24 protein-coding genes and 1 pseudogene are annotated in these 21037 nt (G+C 69.8%); 8 read left to right on the top strand and 17 right to left on the bottom strand.

Annotated features, from left to right (window positions below; all coding sequences use genetic code 11):
• Positions 1 to 123, bottom strand: a 123-nt coding sequence (locus ABD355_RS40220; protein ID WP_344406138.1) for a PadR family transcriptional regulator, incomplete at its 3' end; no start/stop codon positions are given.
• Positions 124 to 925: 802 nt separating this feature from the next.
• On the opposite strand from ABD355_RS40220, the gene ABD355_RS40215 reads away from it, so the two are divergent.
• Positions 926 to 2281, top strand: a complete 1356-nt coding sequence (locus ABD355_RS40215) for an extracellular catalytic domain type 1 short-chain-length polyhydroxyalkanoate depolymerase (protein WP_344406122.1) — start codon at positions 926 to 928, stop codon at positions 2279 to 2281.
• A 77-nt stretch (positions 2282 to 2358) separates the two neighbouring features.
• Here the strand turns inward: ABD355_RS40215 and ABD355_RS40210 are convergent, their stop codons facing one another.
• A complete protein-coding gene (locus ABD355_RS40210) occupies positions 2359 to 2832 on the bottom strand; it encodes an SHOCT domain-containing protein (protein WP_344406121.1) in 474 nt (157 codons plus the stop codon).
• A gap of 671 nt (positions 2833 to 3503) precedes the next feature.
• Positions 3504 to 3713, bottom strand: coding sequence for a hypothetical protein (locus ABD355_RS40205; protein WP_344406120.1), 210 nt, complete (start codon positions 3711 to 3713; stop codon positions 3504 to 3506).
• A gap of 332 nt (positions 3714 to 4045) precedes the next feature.
• On the opposite strand from ABD355_RS40205, the gene ABD355_RS40200 reads away from it, so the two are divergent.
• Positions 4046 to 5893, top strand: a complete 1848-nt coding sequence (locus ABD355_RS40200; RefSeq protein WP_344406119.1) for a glycoside hydrolase family 15 protein — start codon at positions 4046 to 4048, stop codon at positions 5891 to 5893.
• 39 nt (positions 5894 to 5932) lie between these two features.
• The gene (locus tag ABD355_RS40195; RefSeq protein WP_344406117.1) at positions 5933 to 7381 is read left to right on the top strand and encodes an MFS transporter; all 1449 of its coding nucleotides are present in this window, start codon (positions 5933 to 5935) and stop codon (positions 7379 to 7381) included.
• Positions 7382 to 7522: 141 nt separating this feature from the next.
• Here the strand turns inward: ABD355_RS40195 and ABD355_RS40190 are convergent, their stop codons facing one another.
• From ABD355_RS40190 to ABD355_RS40170, 5 genes are all read right to left on the bottom strand, one after another.
• Positions 7523 to 8053, bottom strand: a complete 531-nt coding sequence (locus ABD355_RS40190; RefSeq protein ID WP_344406116.1) for a hypothetical protein — start codon at positions 8051 to 8053, stop codon at positions 7523 to 7525.
• Between the two features lie 152 nt (positions 8054 to 8205).
• Positions 8206 to 9060, bottom strand: a complete 855-nt coding sequence (locus ABD355_RS40185) for a class II glutamine amidotransferase (RefSeq protein WP_344406115.1) — start codon at positions 9058 to 9060, stop codon at positions 8206 to 8208.
• A 324-nt stretch (positions 9061 to 9384) separates the two neighbouring features.
• On the bottom strand, positions 9385 to 9669 hold the full coding sequence (locus tag ABD355_RS40180) for an SHOCT domain-containing protein (protein WP_344406114.1): 285 nt from the start codon (positions 9667 to 9669) through the stop codon (positions 9385 to 9387).
• A 30-nt stretch (positions 9670 to 9699) separates the two neighbouring features.
• Positions 9700 to 10122 (bottom strand): DUF6325 family protein, encoded by a 423-nt coding sequence (locus ABD355_RS40175; protein ID WP_344406136.1) that lies wholly within the window; start codon positions 10120 to 10122, stop codon positions 9700 to 9702.
• A gap of 367 nt (positions 10123 to 10489) precedes the next feature.
• On the bottom strand, positions 10490 to 11107 hold the full coding sequence (locus ABD355_RS40170; RefSeq protein WP_344406113.1) for a TetR/AcrR family transcriptional regulator: 618 nt from the start codon (positions 11105 to 11107) through the stop codon (positions 10490 to 10492).
• A 90-nt stretch (positions 11108 to 11197) separates the two neighbouring features.
• On the opposite strand from ABD355_RS40170, the gene ABD355_RS40165 reads away from it, so the two are divergent.
• The gene (locus tag ABD355_RS40165; protein ID WP_344406112.1) at positions 11198 to 11863 is read left to right on the top strand and encodes a class I SAM-dependent methyltransferase; all 666 of its coding nucleotides are present in this window, start codon (positions 11198 to 11200) and stop codon (positions 11861 to 11863) included.
• A gap of 207 nt (positions 11864 to 12070) precedes the next feature.
• On the opposite strand, the gene ABD355_RS40160 is transcribed toward ABD355_RS40165, so the two are convergent.
• From ABD355_RS40160 to ABD355_RS40130, 7 genes are all read right to left on the bottom strand, one after another.
• Positions 12071 to 12394 carry an SCO5918 family protein gene (locus ABD355_RS40160; RefSeq protein WP_344406110.1) on the bottom strand — a complete coding sequence of 108 codons (324 nt, stop codon included), beginning with the start codon at positions 12392 to 12394 and terminating at the stop codon, positions 12071 to 12073.
• Positions 12395 to 12400: 6 nt separating this feature from the next.
• A complete protein-coding gene (locus ABD355_RS40155) occupies positions 12401 to 12706 on the bottom strand; it encodes a CBS domain-containing protein (RefSeq protein ID WP_425585843.1) in 306 nt (101 codons plus the stop codon).
• 89 nt (positions 12707 to 12795) lie between these two features.
• Positions 12796 to 14283 carry a DEAD/DEAH box helicase gene (locus ABD355_RS40150; RefSeq protein WP_344406109.1) on the bottom strand — a complete coding sequence of 496 codons (1488 nt, stop codon included), beginning with the start codon at positions 14281 to 14283 and terminating at the stop codon, positions 12796 to 12798.
• Positions 14284 to 14460: 177 nt separating this feature from the next.
• Positions 14461 to 14664 carry a cold-shock protein gene (locus ABD355_RS40145; protein ID WP_344406108.1) on the bottom strand — a complete coding sequence of 68 codons (204 nt, stop codon included), beginning with the start codon at positions 14662 to 14664 and terminating at the stop codon, positions 14461 to 14463.
• 237 nt (positions 14665 to 14901) lie between these two features.
• On the bottom strand, positions 14902 to 15354 hold the full coding sequence (locus tag ABD355_RS40140; RefSeq protein ID WP_344406107.1) for a DUF5994 family protein: 453 nt from the start codon (positions 15352 to 15354) through the stop codon (positions 14902 to 14904).
• A gap of 151 nt (positions 15355 to 15505) precedes the next feature.
• Complete coding sequence (locus ABD355_RS40135; protein ID WP_344406106.1) at positions 15506 to 15931, bottom strand: ATP-binding protein; 426 nt, start codon at positions 15929 to 15931, stop codon at positions 15506 to 15508.
• A 176-nt stretch (positions 15932 to 16107) separates the two neighbouring features.
• Positions 16108 to 16470 (bottom strand): hypothetical protein, encoded by a 363-nt coding sequence (locus ABD355_RS40130; RefSeq protein ID WP_344406105.1) that lies wholly within the window; start codon positions 16468 to 16470, stop codon positions 16108 to 16110.
• Positions 16471 to 16681: 211 nt separating this feature from the next.
• On the opposite strand from ABD355_RS40130, the gene ABD355_RS40125 reads away from it, so the two are divergent.
• A complete protein-coding gene (locus ABD355_RS40125) occupies positions 16682 to 16948 on the top strand; it encodes a ribbon-helix-helix domain-containing protein (protein ID WP_030734427.1) in 267 nt (88 codons plus the stop codon).
• Complete coding sequence (locus ABD355_RS40120) at positions 16945 to 17388, top strand: PIN domain-containing protein (RefSeq protein ID WP_344406104.1); 444 nt, start codon at positions 16945 to 16947, stop codon at positions 17386 to 17388. The genes ABD355_RS40125 and ABD355_RS40120 overlap by 4 nt, the downstream gene beginning before the upstream one ends.
• 30 nt (positions 17389 to 17418) lie before the next feature.
• Here ABD355_RS40120 and ABD355_RS44800 read toward each other — a convergent pair whose 3' ends face one another.
• Both ABD355_RS44800 and ABD355_RS44795 read right to left on the bottom strand, forming a co-directional pair.
• Positions 17419 to 17625 carry a wHTH domain-containing protein gene (locus tag ABD355_RS44800; RefSeq protein WP_425585842.1) on the bottom strand — a complete coding sequence of 69 codons (207 nt, stop codon included), beginning with the start codon at positions 17623 to 17625 and terminating at the stop codon, positions 17419 to 17421.
• Positions 17626 to 17675: 50 nt separating this feature from the next.
• A pseudogene (locus tag ABD355_RS44795) lies at positions 17676 to 17783 on the bottom strand (wHTH domain-containing protein); the annotation flags it as partial.
• Between the two features lie 253 nt (positions 17784 to 18036).
• Here ABD355_RS44795 and ABD355_RS40115 point away from each other — a divergent pair.
• Together ABD355_RS40115 and ABD355_RS40110 are read left to right on the top strand one after the other, a co-directional pair.
• Positions 18037 to 18252, top strand: a complete 216-nt coding sequence (locus ABD355_RS40115; protein WP_344406101.1) for a hypothetical protein — start codon at positions 18037 to 18039, stop codon at positions 18250 to 18252.
• A 779-nt stretch (positions 18253 to 19031) separates the two neighbouring features.
• Entirely contained in the window at positions 19032 to 21017 is a 1986-nt protein-coding gene (locus ABD355_RS40110) for a choice-of-anchor P family protein (protein ID WP_344406100.1), read from the top strand.
• Positions 21018 to 21037: the final 20 nt, after the last annotated feature.

Below are 21037 nucleotides of genomic sequence, written 5' to 3'. Positions count from 1 at the left end.
GTAGACCTGGCCGTAGTGCAGCGGCCGGTCATGACCGAACTTCTCGTCGAAGGCCCGCTTCAGCTCGTAGCCGTGGCGGGGCCCGGACTCCAGGAGCCCCAGAAGGGTGTTACCGATGGACATGCCCGGCACTCTACACACCATGTATACGCGGCATGTATACGCGCAGTGTTTAGATCATGGCGCGGGGTACGTCCATGCAGGGCAGGGGCGTTTGTCACGGTTCCGATACGACGGGCTCCGCCTCTTCGGGCGGACGGTGCCCTTGGGGCGGCCCGAGGGATGCTCGACGTATACATCCCGTGTATACACAGTGTGTAGAGTCCTGTGTGTCACGGGGTGCGACCCCAAGTCGACCGTGAGACAAAGCACCCAGTGGCGAGCAGCGCGCCACCCGGAACCAGAGAGCCAGTCGTGTGAAAAACCAGACGCCGCCTGTAAGGGGAACCAGGCCGCCTCCAGCAGGCAAAACGCCTCAAGGGGAATCGGAAGACGTCGAAATCCGCAGGTTCGCCATGGGAGTCATCCTTCTCATGTCGACATGCGTGACACTCGTCTCCGAGCTGGTGCTCGCCCTCGTCGGTGTGGGTCTCAAGGTGACGGCAATGACCGCTGTGAGCGCATTCGGCGGCACCTTCGGTCTTGGGTATTTCGTGGCCAAGAGGCTTGGATACATGCGAACGCGCACATAAGGCCGAAAAGCCCGAATTTCATCGAAAACCGTTCCTCGTTCAATCGCGGTGTCGAAGCGCTTCACTTGATGGCTCAAGCCGGTGAGAGCTCTCTGAGGAAAACGCGAGGCATGAGGGGAACGGCCTTACTCCACCCGAGGTGTTGACGTCGTATCCGGGCCGATGGGAGCGTCGAAGCGCTTCACCATCCGTCACTCTTCCGGCCGTGCCGGATTCCAGAAAGGACGCCGTCAATGTCCAGGAAGTCCAAAAAGGGAAGTGGCAGGGGTGTACTGGCGGCCTTGCTGATGGCGTTCTCGCCGCTGATCGGAGCGCTCTTACTGACCGGCGCCTCGGCCACCGCCGCGTCGGCCGCGTCACTGACCGAGGTGACCGACTTCGGCAGCAACCCCGGAAACCTGCGGATGTACGTCTACAAGCCCGACAGCGCTCCGGCACGCCCGGCGGTGCTGGTGGCCGTGCACTACTGCACCGGCACGGGGCCCACCTTCTACGCCAACACGGAGTTCGCCCGCCTGGCCGACCAGTACGGGTTCATCGTCGTCTATCCGGACGCGAACGTCAGCGGGCAGTGCTTCGACGTCTCCTCGCCCCAGGCGCTCAGGCATGACGGGGGCAGTGACCCCACGAGCATCGCCCAGATGGTCCGCTACACCGTGCAGAACATGAACGCCGACGCGGGCCGGGTCTACGTCACCGGTGCCTCGTCCGGCGCGATGACGACCAATGTCCTGCTCGGCGACTACCCCGACCTGTTCAAGGCCGGTGCGGCGTTCATGGGCGTGCCGTTCGGCTGCTTCGCCACCACCGACGGCTCCGGCTGGAACAGCGACTGCTCCACCGGAAAGATCACCAAGACCCCGCAGGAGTGGGGCGACCTCGTCCGGGGCGCCTATCCGGGATACACCGGCCCCCGACCGCGGATGCAGCTGTGGCACGGCACCGAGGACGAAGCGCTGAACTACGTGAACTTCGGTGAAGAGATCAAGCAGTGGACCAATGTGCTCGGGGTCAGCCAGACTCCGGTCCTCACCGACTCCCCGCAGTCCGGCTGGACCCGCACCCGCTACGGCTCCACCGGAGCGCAGGCCCCGGTCGAGGCGATCAGCATCCAGGGTGTCGGGCACTCCCTGCCCCAGAGCGGAATGGCGGCCCGGGCCATCGCCTTCTTCGAACTCGACGGCTCCGGCGGGACCGGCGGGACCACCACGGGGCCGGTCCACGCCACCGGTTCCGGCAAGTGCCTTGACGTGCCCCGCCTTTCGCAGACCAACGGAACCCAGACGCAGCTCTGGGACTGCAACGGCGGCACCAACCAGACCTGGACCCGCACAGCGAGCAAGCAACTCACCGTCTACGGCGGCGCGAAGTGCCTCGACGCGGCCGGCACCGCGGCCGGCGCCAAAGTCGCGATATGGGACTGCAACGGCGGCACCAACCAGCAATGGAACGTCAACTCCAACGGCACCGTCACCAGCGCCCAGTCGGGCCTGTGCCTGGATGTGACCGGTGCCTCCACCGCCAACGGCGCAGCGGTCGAACTGTGGGACTGCAACGGCGGCACCAACCAGCAGTGGCGCCTCGGCTGACACCACCGCCCAGGACACAGAGGTGTGTGTGCGTCGCGGTCATGCCCGTACCCGTTTTCGTGGCGCCCTGCGCGTGCTCAGCGTCCGTAGGCGGAGGAGGTGGTGCCCGAGCCCGAGCCGTTGGCCGGCCCGTGGCCGGTCAGGACCAGCTCCTTCGCCTTGCTGAACTCCTCGTCCGTGATGTCGCCACGAGCGCGGATCTCGGACAGCCTGGCGAGCTCTTCGACGCTGCTGCGCTGCCCCTCGTCGGCCACGGCCTCCCTGATGCGGGCATCGAAGGCTGCCTGCTGTGCTCGGGCCTGCGCTATCTCTCGGCGGCCCATGTTCTTGCCGCGGGCGATCACGTAGACGAGGACGCCCAGGAAGGGCAGGACGAGGGTGAACACCAGCCAGCCGGCCTTCGCCCACCCGTTCATGTCCTCGTCACGGAAGATGTCGACGACGACGCGGAAGAACAGGACGAACCACATGATCCACAGGAAGAACAGGAGCATGCTCCAGAAGACGCTCAGCATGGGGTAGTCGTACGCCAGGTACGTCTGCGCGCTCATGTCACTCCTCCATCCCGGGCGTTCGCCCGGCCGCCGTTGCGTGCTCGCTTCAGCGTGCGCACGGGCCAGGGCCCGGTGCCTCACCCTTCGTGGGTGAGCGCGCGGGCCGTCCGGTCCGCCCGGCCGACGCGCTCCCGCGCTCGGATCAGGGGCCGGTCTTCGTGCCGCGCCGGGGTACGGCGGCTGTCCGGTACCACTCGAAGGAGGCGACTGCTGAGCCCAGGATCCAGGTCCACGGGCGGCCCCATTGCGCCAGTACGTCGGCGGCATCACTCACCGGGCGGGGGCCGCCCCGTCGGCAGGGGGTTCCGGTTCGGCCGGCGACGCCGGATCGCGCGACATGGTCATGGCTCCTCCTCGCGCGATCGGCCGGTCGCTCCCGGATCGCCGACGGGGCGGTGCGTGGGGAACCCCTGGCTGCTCAGCGTCCCGCGTGCCACCCGACCGCCGGATCACCCACGGCGGGTGATCGGGGCGCACCACCGTGGCGATGGGGAAGAAGTGGATGCGTTCGCCGGGCAGGAGCCTGAGCCGTCGGCCCCAGGGCGGGCCCCGTTGTTACCACGGCGACCCGGTGAGGGCTCTGCCGAACGACGTGCGGCAGACGGCACCCGCACATGGGCGGGGCACACGCCCGCGCCCCCACTCCGGCTGTTCTCGTGCCGGGGTTGTCAGTCGACCTGATCCTCCGGCAGTTGCCGCATCTCCAGGACGCGCAGTCCCAGCGACTGGAAGCGGGCGAGCAGTCCGTACAGGTGCCCCTCGTCCACGACCGGGCCGAACAGGACCGTCTGGCCGGACATCACCACGTGGCCCAGCTCCGGGAAGGCTTTGGTCAGCGTTTCCGACATGTGTCCCTCGACGCGAATCTCGTAGCGCATGGGCAGTTCTCCCGCGGGCGGCGTGGGGGCAGGCGGACGGCGCCCTTCCCTGAGATCGTCCACCCCTCTGCCTGGCCCGACCTCACCCCGTACAGGTGACCCGCCGCCTGGTGCATGTGTGATCTCGTGGTGTCCGACGGCGCGGGCCGGCCGCGCGGATCACGCCCGCCAGGCTGTGGGGCCGATGCGCGGGACGCAGGATGGATGACCGGGCACGCCAGGCCGGGGAAGCCGTCAGGCTCCCCGGCGTTCAGGGCGCCCCGCCTCCCGAGCCTGCAGTCCGGGTCGAGCCGCGGTGGAAACGCCTGTGCCCTGCACCACGAGGAGAAGCCATGGACGACTACCCCCCGATCGCCGATCACGGGCTGGTCGGCGACCTGCAGACCGCGGCGCTGATCGCCGCCGACGGCACCGTCGACTGGTGGTGCACCCCGAGGTTCGACTCTCCCAGCGTGTTCGCCTCCCTGCTCGACAGCGACCGCGGCGGCCACTGCCGGCTGGCCGCCGACGCCGGGGACGGGGTCACCGTCCGCCAGCTCTACCTTGCCGACACCGCCGTCCTGGTGACCCGCTACATGGCCCCCGACGGCGTCGGAGAGGTCGTCGACTTCATGGAGCCGGACCCGTCGACGATCCCGTCCGCCTTGCACCGCTTGGTCCGGGTGGCCCGCGTGGTGCGCGGCAGCCTGCCGTTCGAGCTGATCTGCCGGCCGCGCTTCGACTACGGCCGAGCCGCGCACTCCCTGGACCGCCTCGACGACGGGTCCGTCGTCTTCCACGGTCCCGACACAGACCTGCATCTGCAGGCCACCGCCCCGGCCCACCTCCACCCGGACGGCAGCGATGTAACCGCCCGCTTCACCCTGCACGCCGGCGAACTGGCAGCGATCGTCCTGACCAGCGAGAGCGGCCACGCCGCCACCCGCAGTGGGCGGCCCGGCGGCCCGGCTCCCGACGCCGAGGCGATCGTGGCGGCCTTCGACGCCTGCCGCACGTTCTGGCTGACCTGGCTGCGCTCCTGCCGCTATCGCGGCCGCTGGCACGAGATGGTCGTACGCTCCGCGATCACCCTCAAACTCCTCACCTACGCCCCCACCGGCGCCCCGATCGCCGCCGCCACGATGGGGCTGCCCGAGCAGATCGGCGGCGAACGCAACTGGGACTACCGCTACACCTGGATCCGGGACGCTTCGCTCTCCGTCCGTGCGCTGATCGACCTCGGTTTCACCGATGAGGCCAACGCCTTCCGCCGCTGGCTGCGCGAACGCCTCGATGCCGGCGCATCCGCCCCCGGCGAACCGCTCCAGATCATGTATCGCGTCGACGGCGAACCCCGCCTGGTCGAGGAGGTCCTCGACCACCTGGAGGGCTACCACCGTTCCGCACCGGTCAGGGCCGGAAACGCGGCCGCCGACCAGATCCAGCTCGACATCTACGGTGAGGCCGCCTACGCCCTCGCCCAGTCCGCGGACATCGGCGGCGTCCGGGGCTGGAAGGTCTTCGCCGGCCTCCTGGACTGGCTGGCCGACCACTGGGACCGTCCCGACGAGGGCATCTGGGAGACCCGGGGAGGCCGCCATGACTTCACCTACAGCCGACTCATGACCTGGGTTGCCTTCGACCGCGGTGTCCAGCTGGCCACCGCCCACTCACGCCCCGCCGACATCGGCCGCTGGCTGGCCGTCCGCGACACGGTCTTCCACCAGATCGTGGACCGCGGCTGGAGCGAGAAGCGCAGCGCCTTTGTCCAGCACTACGACACGGACGTCCTCGACGCCTCCCTGCTGCTCATGCCGCGCGTCGGGTTCCTCGCCCCCACCGATCCCGACTGGCTGACCACCCTCGACGCCATGGACGAGGAACTGGTCAGCGACAGCCTCGTCTACCGCTACGACCCGGCCGCCTCCCCCGACGGGCTGCTGGGCTCCGAGGGCACCTTCAACCTGTGCAGCTTCCTCTACGTCCAGGCCCTCGCCAAGTCCGGCCGCATCGACCAGGCCCGCTACGCATTCGACAAGATGCTCACCTACGCCAACCACGTCGGTCTCTTCGCCGAGGAGATCGGGCCGTCCGGCGAGCAACTCGGCAACTTCCCCCAGGCGTTCACCCACCTGGCCCTCATCGACGCCGCGATCGCGCTCGACGAGGAACTCGACCGGGCTGAAGTCGCGGCCCGTTGACCGCCGACCGTACGACATGACGCGAGGGGTGCAGGGACGATGACCGCACAGAGACAACCAGTCGGCCTCCGCCTTCCGCCGCAGGCCGGTTCCCGCCGACGGGCCCTGGTCCCGCTCGCCCTCGCGCAGTTCATCTGCAGCTTCGCCGGGTCGAACATGAACGTGATGATCAACGACATCAGCCACGACCTCGACACGACTGTTCAGGGCGTCCAGGTCGCCATCACGATCTTCCTGCTGGTCATGGCCGCGCTGATGATCCCCGGCGGCAAGTTGACCGACATCCTCGGCCGTAGGCGCTGCTTCCTGACCGGCCTCGTCGTGTACGGGATCGGTGCCGTGCTCAGTGCGGTGTCGCCGGGGCTCGGCGTGCTGATCCTCGGCAACTCGATCCTCGAGGGCGTGGGCACCGCCCTGCTGATCCCGCCGGTCTACATCCTCGCCACGCTGCTCTTCACCGACCTGACCTCCCGTGCACGCGCTTTCGGCATCGTCATGGCCGCCGGCGGTGTCGGCGCGGCGGCGGGTCCGCTCATCGGCGGCCTGATCACCTCGGCGATCAGCTGGCGTGCGGCGTTCGTCTTCCAGGCCCTGGTGATCGTGCTGATCGTCGTCCTGAGCCTCTCGCTCGAAGACCCGTTGCCGCCCGATCCGGGCCGGCACTTCGACACGCCCGGCGCCGTGCTGTCCGCGGTCGGCCTCGTGCTGATCGTCACGGGCATCCTCGCCGCCGACAACAACCTCTGGCTGATGGCCGGGCTGCTGGCGGCCGGCGCACTGGTCCTGGTCTGGTTCCTGTGGTGGGCACGCAGAGAGGAGAAGGCCGGGCGGGAACCGCTGCTGTCGACCGGCCTGTTCCGCAACCGCGCGTCCAACCTCGGCCTGATCACCCAGAACGCCCAGTGGCTGCTGCTCATGGGTACTTCGTTCACCGTCGCCGCGTTCCTGCAGGTCGTCCGCGGCTACGACGCCGTCGAGACGGGCGTGATCTTCACCGCGGCCACCCTCGGCCTGCTCGCCTCCTCGCTCGCCGCCGAGCGCCTCGCGAAACGATGGCCGCAGCGCTCACTGATCATGACCGGGTTCGCACTGGCCGTCGCCGGGATCGGCGTCCTGATCGCACTCGTCGCCGGCTCCTCCGGACCGTGGGCGTTCGCCCCGGGCCTGCTGCTGATCGGCCTCGGGCTCGGCGTGATGCTGACTCCCTCCGTCAATGTCGTCCAGTCCGCCTTTCCGGAGCAGCGCCAGGGAGAGATCTCCGGCCTGTCCCGCAGCGTCTCCAATCTCGGCTCGTCCTTCGGCACCGCCATCGCCGGCACCATCCTCGTCGCCGGCCTGTCGAAGAACGCCTACGCCGTCGCGATGGCCGTCCTCGCCGTCGTGGGGCTCGGCGGTCTGACCGCCGCCGCCTTTCTCCCCCGTACCACCGCGCCGACCGCGGGCCACCACCCGGGCGACCTCCGGCAGACGCCGGGACCGCACCGGTAACCGGCCCCAGGTGCAGGGTCTCCGACTCCCCAGGGGGAGCACGGTGGACCATCCGCCAGGAGCACCGGCCACCGTGGTCAGAGCGGCCCGCGCGTCCTCGAAGCGACCGGCGACCGGCGGCACGGCCGGTTGTGCGGCGGATCAGTGCTTCAGAACGATCTTGAAGGAAATGATCAGCAGGCCGAGCACCAGGTTGACCGACGCCGTGGCGGCCACAAGCCGCCGCGAAGCACCGGCACGCCGGGCTGCGGCCACGGACCAGCCCACCTGACCGGCCACGGCGACGCAGAGAGCCAGCCAGAGGCTACCGCGCACATCCAGGCCCAGGAGCGGGCTGACGGCCACCGCGGCCGCCGGAGGGAGGGCGGCTTTGACGATCGGCCACTCGTCGAGGCAAACGGCCAGCACGACCCGGCGGTCCAGCGCCTGCTGCGCCAGGCGCGCCCCGAACAGGTGGGCATGCACATGCGCGATCCAGAACACCACGCCGGTGAGCAACAGCAGCAGCACCAGCTCGGCACGGGGGAACGAGCCCAGGGAGCCGGCCCCGATCACAACGGAGGCCGCGAGCAGGGATCCGTAGACTCCGCCCGTGTAGTCCGCGCGGGCCCGGTGCTCGGCCCGGCGCGCACTGCGGGCCGTGGTGGGTGGCCCGGTCCTGGTTCTGGACACCGGCGACTCCCTCCGGTGGAGCCCGGCCGGAGTGTGAACGGCGAACGCTCCACCGCTCCTCTCATCGCATCCCGAGTACGCGCCGTGTTCCTCACCCGCGGCGGGGGAGACATGGGCCCCGAGCCGGAGGTCGCGCGGCAGTGGCGTGCCGGTCAGCCCCGGACCGAGCCGACGTGGACGTCGGGCCGGAAGGGGCCGATCACGTCATTGCCCGGCTGGATGACGCCGTAGCTGTTCTCCGGTACCTCGTTCCAGGCGCCGGGGAGGTCGCCCAGTGGCTCGGACACGACGAGGCGGGTCTCGTCGGAGATGTCCCGGAGGAACTCCGTGGCCGGGTGGAGTGCGCGCAGGGTGTCCACCCTGGTACTGAAGTACAACGACCGTGAGCGCCCTTCGCTGGAGTAGCGGAAGGCCCACATGCGCTCGCCGTCGGCCACCGCGACGGTCATCTGGAGCGGGTGCCGGACGCCGTGCGCGTGCCCCGTTCTCTCGACGAGGCCCGCCATGCGTGCCACCGCTCCGGGCGGATCCTCCGGCAGGCCGAAGGTCAGGGCGAGGAAGAACATGAGCTCGGAGTCGGTGGACCCCTCGATGTCGGGGTACAGCGCCGGATCGACGGCCAGGGCGAGGTCACGCCGGAGGAGGCGGAATCCGTTGATCATCCCGTTGTGCATCCACATCCAGCGACCGCTGCGGAAGGGGTGGCAGTTGGACTGCTGCACGGCTGTCCCGGTCGCCGCCCTGATATGGGCGAAGAAGAGATCCGAGCGAACGTGCTGGGCGACCTCCCGCAGATTGCGGTTGTTCCAAGCCGGCCCCACGTCTCGCACGATCGCCGGAGTGTCGGCCGTGTCCTGGGCGTACCAGCCGATACCGAAGCCGTCGCCGTTCGTTGTCTCCACCCCCATGCGGGAGTGCAGACTCTGGTCGATCAAAGAGTGGGCCGGCTCCAACAGAACCTGGCTGAGAAGGACGGGGGTGCCCGAATAGGCAATCCAGCGGCACATCTGGGATCCCTCCACTCCTGGGGTCAACAGCCGTTTCGCCGCCGCCGCAGGGCCGCTGATCGGCGTGGCTGTGCGGTGCTGAGGGGGCCGACGCGGCGCGGGTGAAGGGTGACATGACGCGCTCCCGCCGGCGCTGAAGGTGGGCACACTCCCGGGGCACGCCGGGCGTGGCCCGGACTCCCGGTGCGGATGTGCAGCCGGCTTCGCGATGTGAGGCACCGGCCGTGTCCGCCTCAAGCAGGTGTCGCGCCCGCTCGCCTGCACCCAGCCTGCAAGTCTTCCCTCGGCCGAGATGCAGGATCCACAGCCGCACTGCGGAGCGGGTCAGGAGCCCAGCAGCTTGCGCTTCTGGTCCTCGAACTCGGCATCGGTGAGAATGCCCTGGGCCTTGAGGTCGCCCAGCTGCTTCAGCTGTTCGATCTTGCTGGTCATGTCGGCGGCCGGCGGAGCGTACGGCTCGGCAGGAGGCGCCGGCTGCGGTGCGGGCGCCTGGTACTCCTGCTGGGACGCCCATCGCCCCTGCTGTCGGCGGGATACACGGTTCGACACGGCGGTCGCCGTTCCGGCGACGACGGCCGTGCGGGCCACCCCTCTCAGGAGTCCCGGCATGTCGATCTCCCTTCTCGCTTCCCTTGCTCGTCAGGGCGCGCTCTCGGCCGCGTCGAGCGCGGCCAGAACGACCGACGCGGGAATTCTTCCCGATGCGACCAGCTCGGCACCGCCGCGATGCAGGGCGGCGGCGAACGGGGCGGCCCAGAGGTTCTCGTAGATCAGTACGCCGGCGGAGTTGCCGGGTTCCAGGGCGGCGGCTGCCTCTTCGAGGTCGTCCTGGCCCAGCAGCCCGGAGGACGCTCCTTCGAAGACGGCCAGGTCGAGTTTGCCGTCGCCGGTGAGATCTCCGATCTCCAGGACGGTCACGGATCCGTCGGTGTCCTTCCGTATGAACGTCAGGTCGAGGATCCGGATGAGGCCGCGGTCCACCAGATCGACCAGGAGGGGGAGGCCCTCGCCGGTCATTCGGTTGCCGGGGAACTCGACGACCAGATAGTCGATCGGTCCCATCTCGCCGGACGTGTCGACTTCATCGAATGTGTCGCTCACGGCGTCACCTCTGAGCTCGTGGCTGTCCCCCATGCCATTGCATCATCGGACCGCGCCGGTCGCACGTCCTGCGGTTCACTCGTCAGGCGCACCCGGCTCGCGTGTGCGGCATCGCATGGATCTTCTGGTGTCCATGGCCCGGGTGACGAGCCGCTCTCGAACCGGGAGCCCGCGAACTGGATGAACTGCGGCGCCGCGTGGGTGTCCTCGAGAGCGGCACGCACCCGCAGCTGGCCCCTCACCACCCCTTCCGGTCCACGGGCTCCGTCCTGCTGATTCGGACGATGCCCTGGTCGCTACCAGGGCCACTGGGCTGTCGGGGCCGCCATCAAGTGGCGTCAGGCCGCAGCGCCCGCAATGCCATCTTCGTCATCTCGGCCTCCACGGTGTCCCGGTCCGGGACCACGCTCGCGCGGAAGGTGCGCCCGGCCAGGAGAGAGACGAGCCACCAGGCGGCGGTGCGCGCGTCGAGGTCGTCCCGCACATCGCCGGCCGTCTGACCGCGGCGGATCAGCTCGGCGAGCGTGTCGGCGAAGTGCTGGTGCACCTGGCGCAGGGCCTCACCGAGGTCCGGGTCGTGGGCCAGGGCGGTGGCGTCGGCGAAGAGGAAGCCGTGCGCGCCGGGCTGGTGGAAGCGCTCCATGTGCGCCGGGTCGAGGAAGGCCGCCAGCACCTCGGGAACCGGGCGGCCCGCGTCGGCGGCATGGTGCAGGAGCGCGGAGACCGCCTCGGTGACGTGGTCCAGGGCCGCTCGGTACAACGCGGCCTTGGAGCCGAAGTTCTGGAAGACCACGGGTTCGCTGACCCCGACCTTCTTGGCGATGTCGGAGACCTTGCCGCGCTGGTAGCCGGTCTCGGAGAAGACCTCGGTGGCCGCGGCCAGGATCGATGCGCGCCGCTCGGCGGCGGGCAGGCGGTGGCGCGTGCGGGGGCGGGGCTCGGTCACGACAGCCATCGTATGCGGCCCTTGCGGCTTTTCTTAGTCGGGACTAAGTTAGGGGTGGTACTTAGTCGTGACTAAGTTATGGAGAGGGCCATGAACCTCGGACAACTCATGCAGGGCAAGCAGCACCCGGACACCCCCGGCGTGACCATCGCAACCCCGCGCGCGTACGAACTCTTCGGCGACGTCTGCTTCTTCGGCCGCCGCAGCCGCGCCTTCACCCGCCTCGCCGAACTCAGCGGCGCCGAGCCGGGCCACCGCGTCCTCGACGTCGGCTGCGGCACCGGCTACCTGACCCGGCGGATGGCCGCGCGGGTCGGCCCGGACGGAGCGGTGACCGGAGTGGACCCCTCGACGCCGGTTCTGGACTACGCCCGCCGCAAGAAGCAGCGCCCGGGCAGCGCCTCCTGCACGTACCAGGGAGGCATCGCAGAGGCCCTCGACCTGCCGGACGCCGCCTTCGACACGGTCGTCACCAGCCTGATGCTCCACCACCTCCCGGAGGACCTCCGCCCCGCGGCGCTGCGCGAGATGCGTCGCGTCCTGCGCCCCGGCGGGCGGCTGCTGGTCGTGGAGTTCCGGCCGCCGAAGAGCCGGGCCGGCCGCCATCTGGTACACGGCGGTGCGGGCCACGCCATGGCCCACAACCGGGTGGACCTGCTGGAAGGGCTCATCGCGGACGCGGGCTTGGAGGTGACCGGGCAGGGCGAGGTGCGGCCCTGGCTGTGCTACGTGCAGGCGCAGCGCACGCGGCAGTGACAGGACGCCGGCCCAGCCCAAGTGATGGGCGGGTCATGGCGACTTCAACCCCTGGGTAGGGGTTTCATGGTGCCCAGGTCCAGCTCGCCGCGGACGCGCCACCATCCGGCGTTCGTCGAACAGTTCGGGTGGCCCACTGCCGCGCGGTGCCTTGCGCAGTGTCTTTCCTGGACGGGGCAGCGGACGAACGCCGTCCGCCGTACGGCATTACGCTTCCTGGACGCCGGGGCTCCCGAGCGCTTCCGAGGCGGCTTGGAAAGGGTTACGGGCACCCGTATCCAGGAGCGGCGCGGCCTCGGGACGGGCGTGGCAGGTGAAGCCGAGGCGGGCCATGGTCCGGATGACCTCGCCGCTGGTGAAGTCGCGGCGGTCCTGCCGGGTGATGACCTCACCGACCTGCATCACGGGATAGCGGCGGCGGCCGATGGTCACGGAATCACCGGTGACGATCTCGGGCTTGACGCCCGCCATCGAGTCCAGCACTCCGGGCTTGGTCAGTTCGAACGGGTAGCGGGCGATGACACAGCGCATGATGCCTCACAGGGAGAAGGAAGAGGGGCGGACGACCGGGCACGGTGCGCCGAGGACGTCCCGCAGCCGGACGTGGTCCGTGTAGGCGGAACTGTCGCGGTGCACAGCGAGTTCGGCCCGGGTGACCGAGCCGGTGCGCTCGTCGTCCCCGTCGCACAGGAGCAGGTGGTCCACACCGGCACCGGCCATGACGGACAGGGCCACCTCGACGGTCATGTCGTCGAACACACGTAGCTCGATCGCGTCCAGGTGGTCGACCCGGGCCATGAGGTCGGGAGTGGCCGGGGTTCGATCGGTCTGAAGCGGTGTCACAGCTGCCTCCTGCGGTACGGGCGGATTCTCTGAGCGCGACGGCCTTGCGCAGGCAGTCCGTCGCCGAGCGGCGACGGACTGGTGACCTGTCATGCCGCGCGGCGCTTCCCGGCGGACCGGCCCCGAGTGCTGCGCCCCCGTTGGCCCCGGGCCGAGGCCGACGCACCGGACGCGGCCCGCCGGGGCGGCTCTGCGGTCGGCGTGGGGATGACGACCGGGACACCGGAAGGGGCCTTGGCGCCGGTGATGCGGCTCAGCTCCGCCTCGCCCGAACGCACCGCGGTGATCGTCGGGTTGATGCCGGCCGAGGCCATCAGCCGGCTCATGTCCCGACGCTGGCCGGGCGTCACCAGGGTGACGACGCTGCCGGACGCGCCGGCGCGGGCCGTGCGGCCGCCGCGGTGCAGATAGTCCTTGTGGTCGCCGGGCGGATCCACGTTGACGACCAGGTCGAGGTCGTCGACGTGGATGCCGCGCGCCGCGACATTGGTCGCCACCAGCGCCGTCACCTGTCCGTTCTTGAACTGGGCGAGGGTGCGGGTGCGCTGCGGCTGGGACCTGCCGCCGTGCAGGGCGGCGGCGCGGACACCGCTGCCGAGGAGGTGCTTGGTCAGCCGGTCCACCGCGTGCTTGGTGTCCAGGAACATGATCACCCGGCCGTCGCGCGCGGCGATCTCGGTGGTCGCGCGGTGCTTGTCCGCCTCGTGCACATGGAGGACGTGGTGCTCCATCGTGGTGACGGCACCCGCCGACGGATCGACGGAGTGGACCACAGGGTCGGTCAGATAGCGGCGCACCAGCTTGTCGACGTTGCGGTCGAGGGTGGCCGAGAAAAGCATCCGCTGGCCTCCGGGACGCACCTGGTCGAGCAGGGCGGTGACCTGGGGCATGAACCCCATGTCGGTCATCTGGTCCGCCTCGTCCAGGACGGTGACGGCGACCTCGCTCAGCCGGCAGTCACCCCGGTCGATGAGGTCCGCCAGCCGCCCCGGTGTCGCGACGACGACCTCGGCCCCGGCCCGCACCGCGTTCGCCTGCCTGCCGATCGACATCCCGCCGACCACGGTGGTCAGCCGCAGCCGTACGGCGCGGGCGTACGGGGTGAGCGCGTCGGTGACCTGCTGGGCGAGCTCTCGGGTGGGCACCAGGACGAGGGCCAGCGGCTGCCGCGGCTCGGCTCGCCGTCCCGCCGTACGGGCCAGCACCGGGAGGCCGAAGGCGAGGGTCTTGCCGGAACCCGTGCGGCCGCGACCGAGTACGTCGCGGCCGGCCAGGGAGTTCGGCAGGGTCGCTGCCTGGATCGGGAACGGCACGGTCACGCCTTCATGGCCGAGCGCGGCCAACAGCGGAGCCGGCAGCGTGAGTTCGGCGAACGACTCGACGGCGGGCAATGCGGGCTCGATCGTCCTGGGCAGCGCGAAATCGCCGCGGGGAGCGGCCGGTCGGCCACCGGCTCCCTGGGAACGGCGCGAGGGGCCGGAGCGGTTTGCGGCAGCGGCCTCGAAACGGTCGTAAGGGCGTGTGGCGCGTGCGGTTCGACCGGTACGTTGAGCGCGCGAAACGCGTGCTCTGTTCATGTGGAACCTTCCTCGATGCGGGCGCGTATCAAGGAATTCCCGCAGCACGGTGAACGCGCAGAGAATATCGAGAACGAGCCGAAGGCGACAGGGGAGATTACCCCTGAAAATGCAGCGAGCTGGGGCCCGCACCCCAAGGTGCGGGCCCCAGCTGCGAAGTATGCGTCGGTGCTGTGGTCAGGCCGAAACGATGTTCTCGGCGGTCGGGCCCTTCTGGCCCTGCGCGATGTCGAACGACACCTTCTGGCCTTCCTGCAGCTCGCGGAAGCCCTGGCTGGCGATGTTCGAGTAGTGGGCGAAGACGTCGGCGCCGCCGCCGTCCTGCTCGATGAAGCCGAAGCCCTTTTCTGCGTTGAACCACTTCACAGTGCCGGTAGCCATGTCATTTCTCCTTCGGAAACGGTGCTCGGAGTGCGCCCTGTGCGCCCTCCGTGTCGCCGCGATGATCAGCCCGTCGGAAAATGAACCCTTTTGGCAACCACAACTGCAACCTGTCTCGACAGTAGCACGGCGCACCGGGCCGCCAGCCGCGAATAATTCCGCTCAGCCGGGTGGATGGGGGAATATTCCTTCTCCCCCGTGCCTAATTCTCTCTTCGAGGAGACAGATATTTGCCAATCAGCGGGTCAGGAGCGCGCTCGCGCCGAGGTGGAGCTCGGGGTCGGCCGCGGCGGTCATCAGCCGGGAGGCTTCGTCGGCGGGCTCCTGGGGCGGGACGACGAGGAGCACCCAGCGTCCGACGGTGTCGCAGTCGAGGGTGATGACATGCTCCTCGCCCGCGGATCGGGTCGGTTCCACGGTGATCACTCGGCCGGGTGCCATCACCGTGTGCGGTGCCTCGGGCCATTGAGCGGGGTCCACGGTGACGGCCACCGTGGTGAAGCGGTCCGGCTCCAACGCGGCGACCAGTGAGGGCAGTTCCAGTTCAAGCGCGTCGCAGCGCGGCCACCAGGCTCCATCAAGAGGGCCGTGGCTGACTTCCGGGGTGAGGGCCAGACGGGGCAGGGGCATGCGGTAGGTGTGCCCGTCGTCCGCGGGCACGTTCTCGGCAGGCGTTCTTCTGGGGTCCATCGTGTGGTCCCGTCCCGGGAGCCGAGGGCGGCTGCCCGTTTCGTCACTCGCCGGGAACGGCACCGCCGGTCGCGCTGCGCGAAAAGCCCTCGATACGTTCAGGCTACGCCTGGACGGCAGGAGCGGTTCGAGGAGCGACGCCCGGGCCGGGTCAGGCCGGTCCCAGGGCCAGCACGGCGCGCACTCTGTTGCCGCCCCCGTCGACCGGATCGATGTCGAAGCGCTGTGCCAGGCACCGCACCATGGCGAGGCCGCGCCCGCTCTCACCCCACGTCGTCAGCGGCCGAACGCGGGGCGGACCGGGGCTGCCGTCGTAGACCTCGACGGTCAGCTGGGTGTCGGACACGTGCAGGCGCAGGCGGCAGCTGCCGCCGTGCCGCGTGGCGTTGGTGACCAGTTCGGAGACGATGAGGGCCGCGTCGCCGATGTGCTCGGCGTCGAGCCCCGCCGTCCGGCGGTCGGGCCGGGAGAGGAACCGCGAGGTCAACTTGCGGGCCCTGCCCGCCGATTCGGCGTCGTCGGACAGCAGGTACTCGACTCGTGCGGAACGCCGATGGGTACGCCGATGCGTACGCATGGCGGATCACTTCCCCTCCTGGGCCACGCGACCACCATGGCCGTGGCCGCTCGCCGGGCCGCGGGATGTCCTGTCCGGCCGGGCCTGCCCGGTGCTGATGCCCGGTGCCGGTGATCGCCAACCGGAAACGGGTGAACCGGGCATCGCCGACGGGGCACGGTGCTGCGCCGTGGAGGTCAGGTGTCCCCTGCCGGGCGGCGGCTTCCCCCGCGTTCTGAAGGAGAGCCGCCCAGTCTGTCCGCGTCCACCGCCGCGCGCTGGAACTCGACCTCGCGGACGCGGTGAACGTGGGGTGGATGCGCGGTGGGGAAGGACTCCAGATGAACGCTGGTCATCTGCCGCCTCAGCTCGCGCAACTGAGCGATGGCGCCATCGCGCTCCGCCTCCTGCTGAGCCCGTTCCGCCTGACGGCGCGCCCGGTCCAGTTGCGCGGCCGACGGGGCGACCGTACGAGAGCGTGTCGTACGCCGCGTACTGGTGCGCCGTCGATTGCCGCCGAGGGAACTCGACGCGTAGAAGGGGCCGAGTCCGGTCGACATCCTGGCGCCGCCACTGCCCACGCTGAGCCTTGCCGCACGGGGCCCGATCGAGGTGCGCACTCCTCGAGTGGAGACCCGCACACTCATCCCGGGCACACCGACACGGAAACCGAACCCCATGACATACCCCTCTCCCCAGAAACAGTCTGGCACCCACGGCATGGGGAGGCCTCCGCATACATCAATCCGGTACATGGACTACTCTTGGTACATGTCCATGAAGCGCACGAACGTCTATGCGGACCCCGAGGACCTGGCGATCATCAAGGAGGCCGCCAAGCGCCGAGGTATAAGCGAGGCCGAGATCATCCGCCAGGGCATCCACCTCGCAGCCATGGCGAACCGGGTCTGGGACGAGCCGCTGTTCTCGCGCACCTTCGAGGGGCCGGGGCGTACGCTGCCCAAGTCGGAAGTCCGCGACACGGTCGCCGAGGCCGTCCGGCGTGAGACCGGCTCGGGCTCCGGATCCGCTGCGTGATCATTGTCATCGCCGATACGTCCGGCCTTCTGGCAGCGCTGGACTCGGCTCACCCGGAGCACCGGGCGGCGAACGAGGCCATCATGGCGGCGGGCCTGCTGGTCATGTCCCCTCTCCTGCTGGCCGAACTGGATCACGTGGCGACGCGTGAGCTCGGCAGGGAGGCCGCCCTCAGCGCGGTCGACGACCTGCGGCGCTGGATGAGCCGGGGTCGTGTCGTCCTGCCGGAGATCACGGAGGACCACCTGGGCGCCGCCCAGTCCGTCCGTGTCCGCTACCACGCGCTGGACCTCGACCTCGCCGATGCGGTGAACGTGGCGCTTGCCGCCGACTACGACACGGACGCGATTCTCACCCTCGACCGACGAGACTTCCGGGCCGTACGCCCACTGGGCCGTTACAAGGCGTTCCGGGTACTCCCCGACGACCTCCCGCTCTGACGCAGGGCCCCGACGGTCAAGTGCCCGCTTCTACAAGGGGCTTGTGCCCGCCCCGCAGCATCGGCCCCTCAATGAACAAGCCCCGGGTCGCTGACCTGAGGCTCGCTCGGCCCGCACATCGTCGGCGGTAAGGCTCAGCCACCCCTGGGCCGCCACCAGCTGCCAGGGCGGCGGCCCGACGGAGCTGACCCACGGCCACTGCCCGTCGTGGTCCCGGCTGAGCCGGTTGACGTACACCTGGTCCACCTGCTCCGGGAGGCGAACGGCTCCACTTCCAAGCCGTAGCGTTCGAGCCGGCGCCTTACCTCTCCCGGGCTCAGCCCCGTCCGCAGGGCGGCCTGGGCCACGTGACCAGGTGCTACGGGCCTGTCGCGCCACGCGTCGCAAGACTCCACCGACGCGTACCGCGGTGTACTGCTCACCAGCGGCGGCTACGGTCCCGTCGCGCCGGCCGCGGTCGCGCCTCGTGCGACGGCCTTGCAGGCTGCCCAGCCGCACCGCGTCATCCGCTGATCACACGCTGCCTGCGGGCGCCTGCGGGACCGTTGGTCGCGGTCGCGCAGGCGCCCGGCACATTGCCCCAGCCTCTGGCGACGGCACTGAGGCTCCGACGAGCTATGCCGCCTGGCGCCGTCCCGGGACCGTCGCGTGGACCGGATGGCCGATGAGGTCTCGGTAGGCCAGGAGCGTTCAGGGCGAGTCGAGGGCGACCGCGTCGACGAGGACGGGGTTGTCTGGAACGACGACGGGCACCTCGCCCTGCTGATCTCCGGCACAGCGGCGCTCGTTGTCGCCGCCATCGTGCCCGCGCTGCGGCATGCACAGACGCCCGTCCGGCCACTGCCCGGTCCTGAAGAGCCGTAGAAGGGCCGTAGTTCCAGACCACGGCAATGCTCCCCGGCGAGGCTGCTGTCCATTGCCCTGGCACAGGCGACTCGCCGGGCCGAAGAAGTGAATGCGGGCGGTTCCGGTAACGGACAAGGCCGCACAGAACGTTCACCGCTGCTCTCCTTCCGTAACCACACACGGCGTTCCTAGCCTCGGACTCTGCGACGCGATTGTCGCGACCATGCCATTCGACGGCGAGTGGCGTCGCCGACGGGGAGGGATCGCATGCGCAAGAGACGTGGCTCCATCAGACGCGCTGGTACGGCACTCACAACGAGCCTGCTCCTGTTAGCCGGTGGATCAGGACTGTCGACTCTGTTGGCCGGCCCCGCGGAGGCGGCAACGGTCGGCACGGTCGTCAACGTCACGCGCAGCGCGGGCAATCAGGCCGAGGGGGCCATCGCGGTCGATCCGACCGACCCGAGCCACCTTGCGGCGGTGTCCAACAACGGTGACGGAGCCGGAGCCGGCATGACGGCCGCGTACAGCACCGATTCCGGGGCGACCTGGACGCACCGGACCATCGCCGACGGGCATCCGGCGGTCTGCCCAAGGCGTGCTGCGACCCCAGTCTGTCCTGGGACTCCTTCGGCAACCTCTTCCTGATCTACCTGGACGACAACACGGACACCGGCGGCATCCACGTCGCCCTGTCCACGGACGGCGGCAAGAACTTCTCCCTGCTGGCGAACCTGGCGGGCGGTACCGCCGCCGACCAGCCCACCATCACCACCGGGGCCGGCAGCGTGTGGGCAGTGTGGACCGACGGCTCCCACGCAAACGCGATCACTGCGGCCGGGGCCAAGGTCACCGGCTCCGGCGCCTCCGGGATCGGCGCCTTCTCGGCGACCGAGACGGCGGGGTCGGGAGACTACGGCGACATCGCGGTCGGCCCGACGGGGGCGGTGATGGTGACGTACCAGCGCCCGCAGAGCGGCAGCGCGGCCGGCAAGCTGTACACGGCGCTCGACTCCGACGGACTGGGCGGCGGAGGCTTCCAGGCCGAGGCGACGACGGTGGATCTGCACATCGGCGCGTTCTATCCGATCCCCGCGCAGAGCACCCGCACGATCGACGCGGAGGCCGGGCTCGCCTGGGACCGCAGCGGCGGCACCCACAACGGACGCCTCTACTACGTCTATACGGACGCCCCCTCCAACACCAGTGCGGACACCGACATCTTCGTGAAGTACTCCGACGACTCCGGAGCACACTGGACCTCACCGGTCCGGGTCAACGACGACACCGGCACCAACAGCCAGTTCCTGCCGAAGATCGCCCTGGACCAGACATCCGGAAAGATCGCGGTGTCCTGGCACGACGCGCGCAACGCCGGCTCGGCCAACGACACCGCCCAGCTGTACGCCGCCACCAGCGACGACGGAACCGCCTTCGCCGCCAACGACCGCGTCAGCGACGGAACCTCGAACGCCGCGCAGGCGCACAACGGCATCGACTACGGCGACTACTCGGGGCTCGCCTACGAGCACGGCAGCTTCTACCCGTTCTGGGCGGACAACTCCAACAGCACCGGAGACAATCCGGCGGGCGCCCACAGCAGCTTCGACATGTACACGGCCCGCGTCCAGCTGGCCAAGCCCCCCACCGCGAGCAAGCTGACCTACACGGGGCCGACGACCGCCGACTACCACGACGCCTTCACCGCCAGCGCCCAACTCACCGCAGGCGGCAGCCCTGTGGCAGGCGCGGACGTCGACTTCACCCTCGGCAGCCAGAGCTGCACCGGCACCACCGACGCCGCTGGGACCGCGAGTTGCTCGCTGACCCCACAGAACGTACCCGGCGCAACGACGATCACCGCCGGCTTCGCGGGGAACGCCACCACCGCCCCGAGCAGCACCACGGTGCCGTTCACCATCACCAAGGAAGAGACCGCACTCGCCTACACCGGTCCCGCCAAGATCGCGAACGGGACCCCGGTGCATCTGTCCGGCACCCTCACCGAGGACGCCACGGCTCCGATCGCCGGACGCACCGTCTCCTTCGCGCTCGGCACGGGTACGTCCCAGCAGACCTGCTCCGGCACCACCGACTCCGCCGGACACGCGGCCTGCACCATCGACAAGGCGAACCAGCCGCTCAACGACGCCGCGACCGTCCCGATGACGGCATCCTTCGGCGGCGACGCCTACTATCTGCCCTCCACCGCCACCGCCCAGCTCAAGCTGGAGTACTACACCGGACGCGCCTACGGGATCACCGGCAAGGTCGACCTGCTCCTGACCTCGCTCGACCTCAAGCCGACCCCGGACACCGGCGCCATCCGCACCGCCCAGGCATCGACCACCGGCACCCCCTGCGCGGCATCCGTCGATGCGGTGGTCATCACCGCCCATGCGCTGTGCCCGAAGGTGGTCACCTCACTGGCGCCGGGGACCTCGACGGCCACCACCACCGTGAAGGACGCCTCCATCGGCATCCCGGGCCTGCCGCTGATCGGGATCAGCGGGCTGACCGCCTCCTCCACCAGCACCTGCCAGAAGACGACCGGGAGCGCCACCTTCACTCTCACCATCGCCGGGGTGCCCACCAAGGTGCCCACCGCCCCCAACAGCACCATCGACCTCGGGGCCGGAGCCAAACTCGTGGTCAATGAGCAGTCGGCCGTCCCCGGTGCGGACTTCGGTCTGACCGTGAACGCCGTCCATCTCACCGCCGCCGGCGGCCTCGTCGACGTCATGGTCGGCTCCGCCACCAGCGACACGCACAACTGCGCCTGATCCCGCCTCGGAGCGTGGGG

Origin of the sequence: Streptomyces longisporus (genome assembly GCF_039532765.1) — a bacterium.
Taxonomy (GTDB): Bacteria; Actinomycetota; Actinomycetes; order Streptomycetales; family Streptomycetaceae; genus Streptomyces; species Streptomyces longisporus.
Note: the sequence above shows the minus strand (reverse complement) of the source record. Positions and strands in the feature narration are given on the sequence as shown.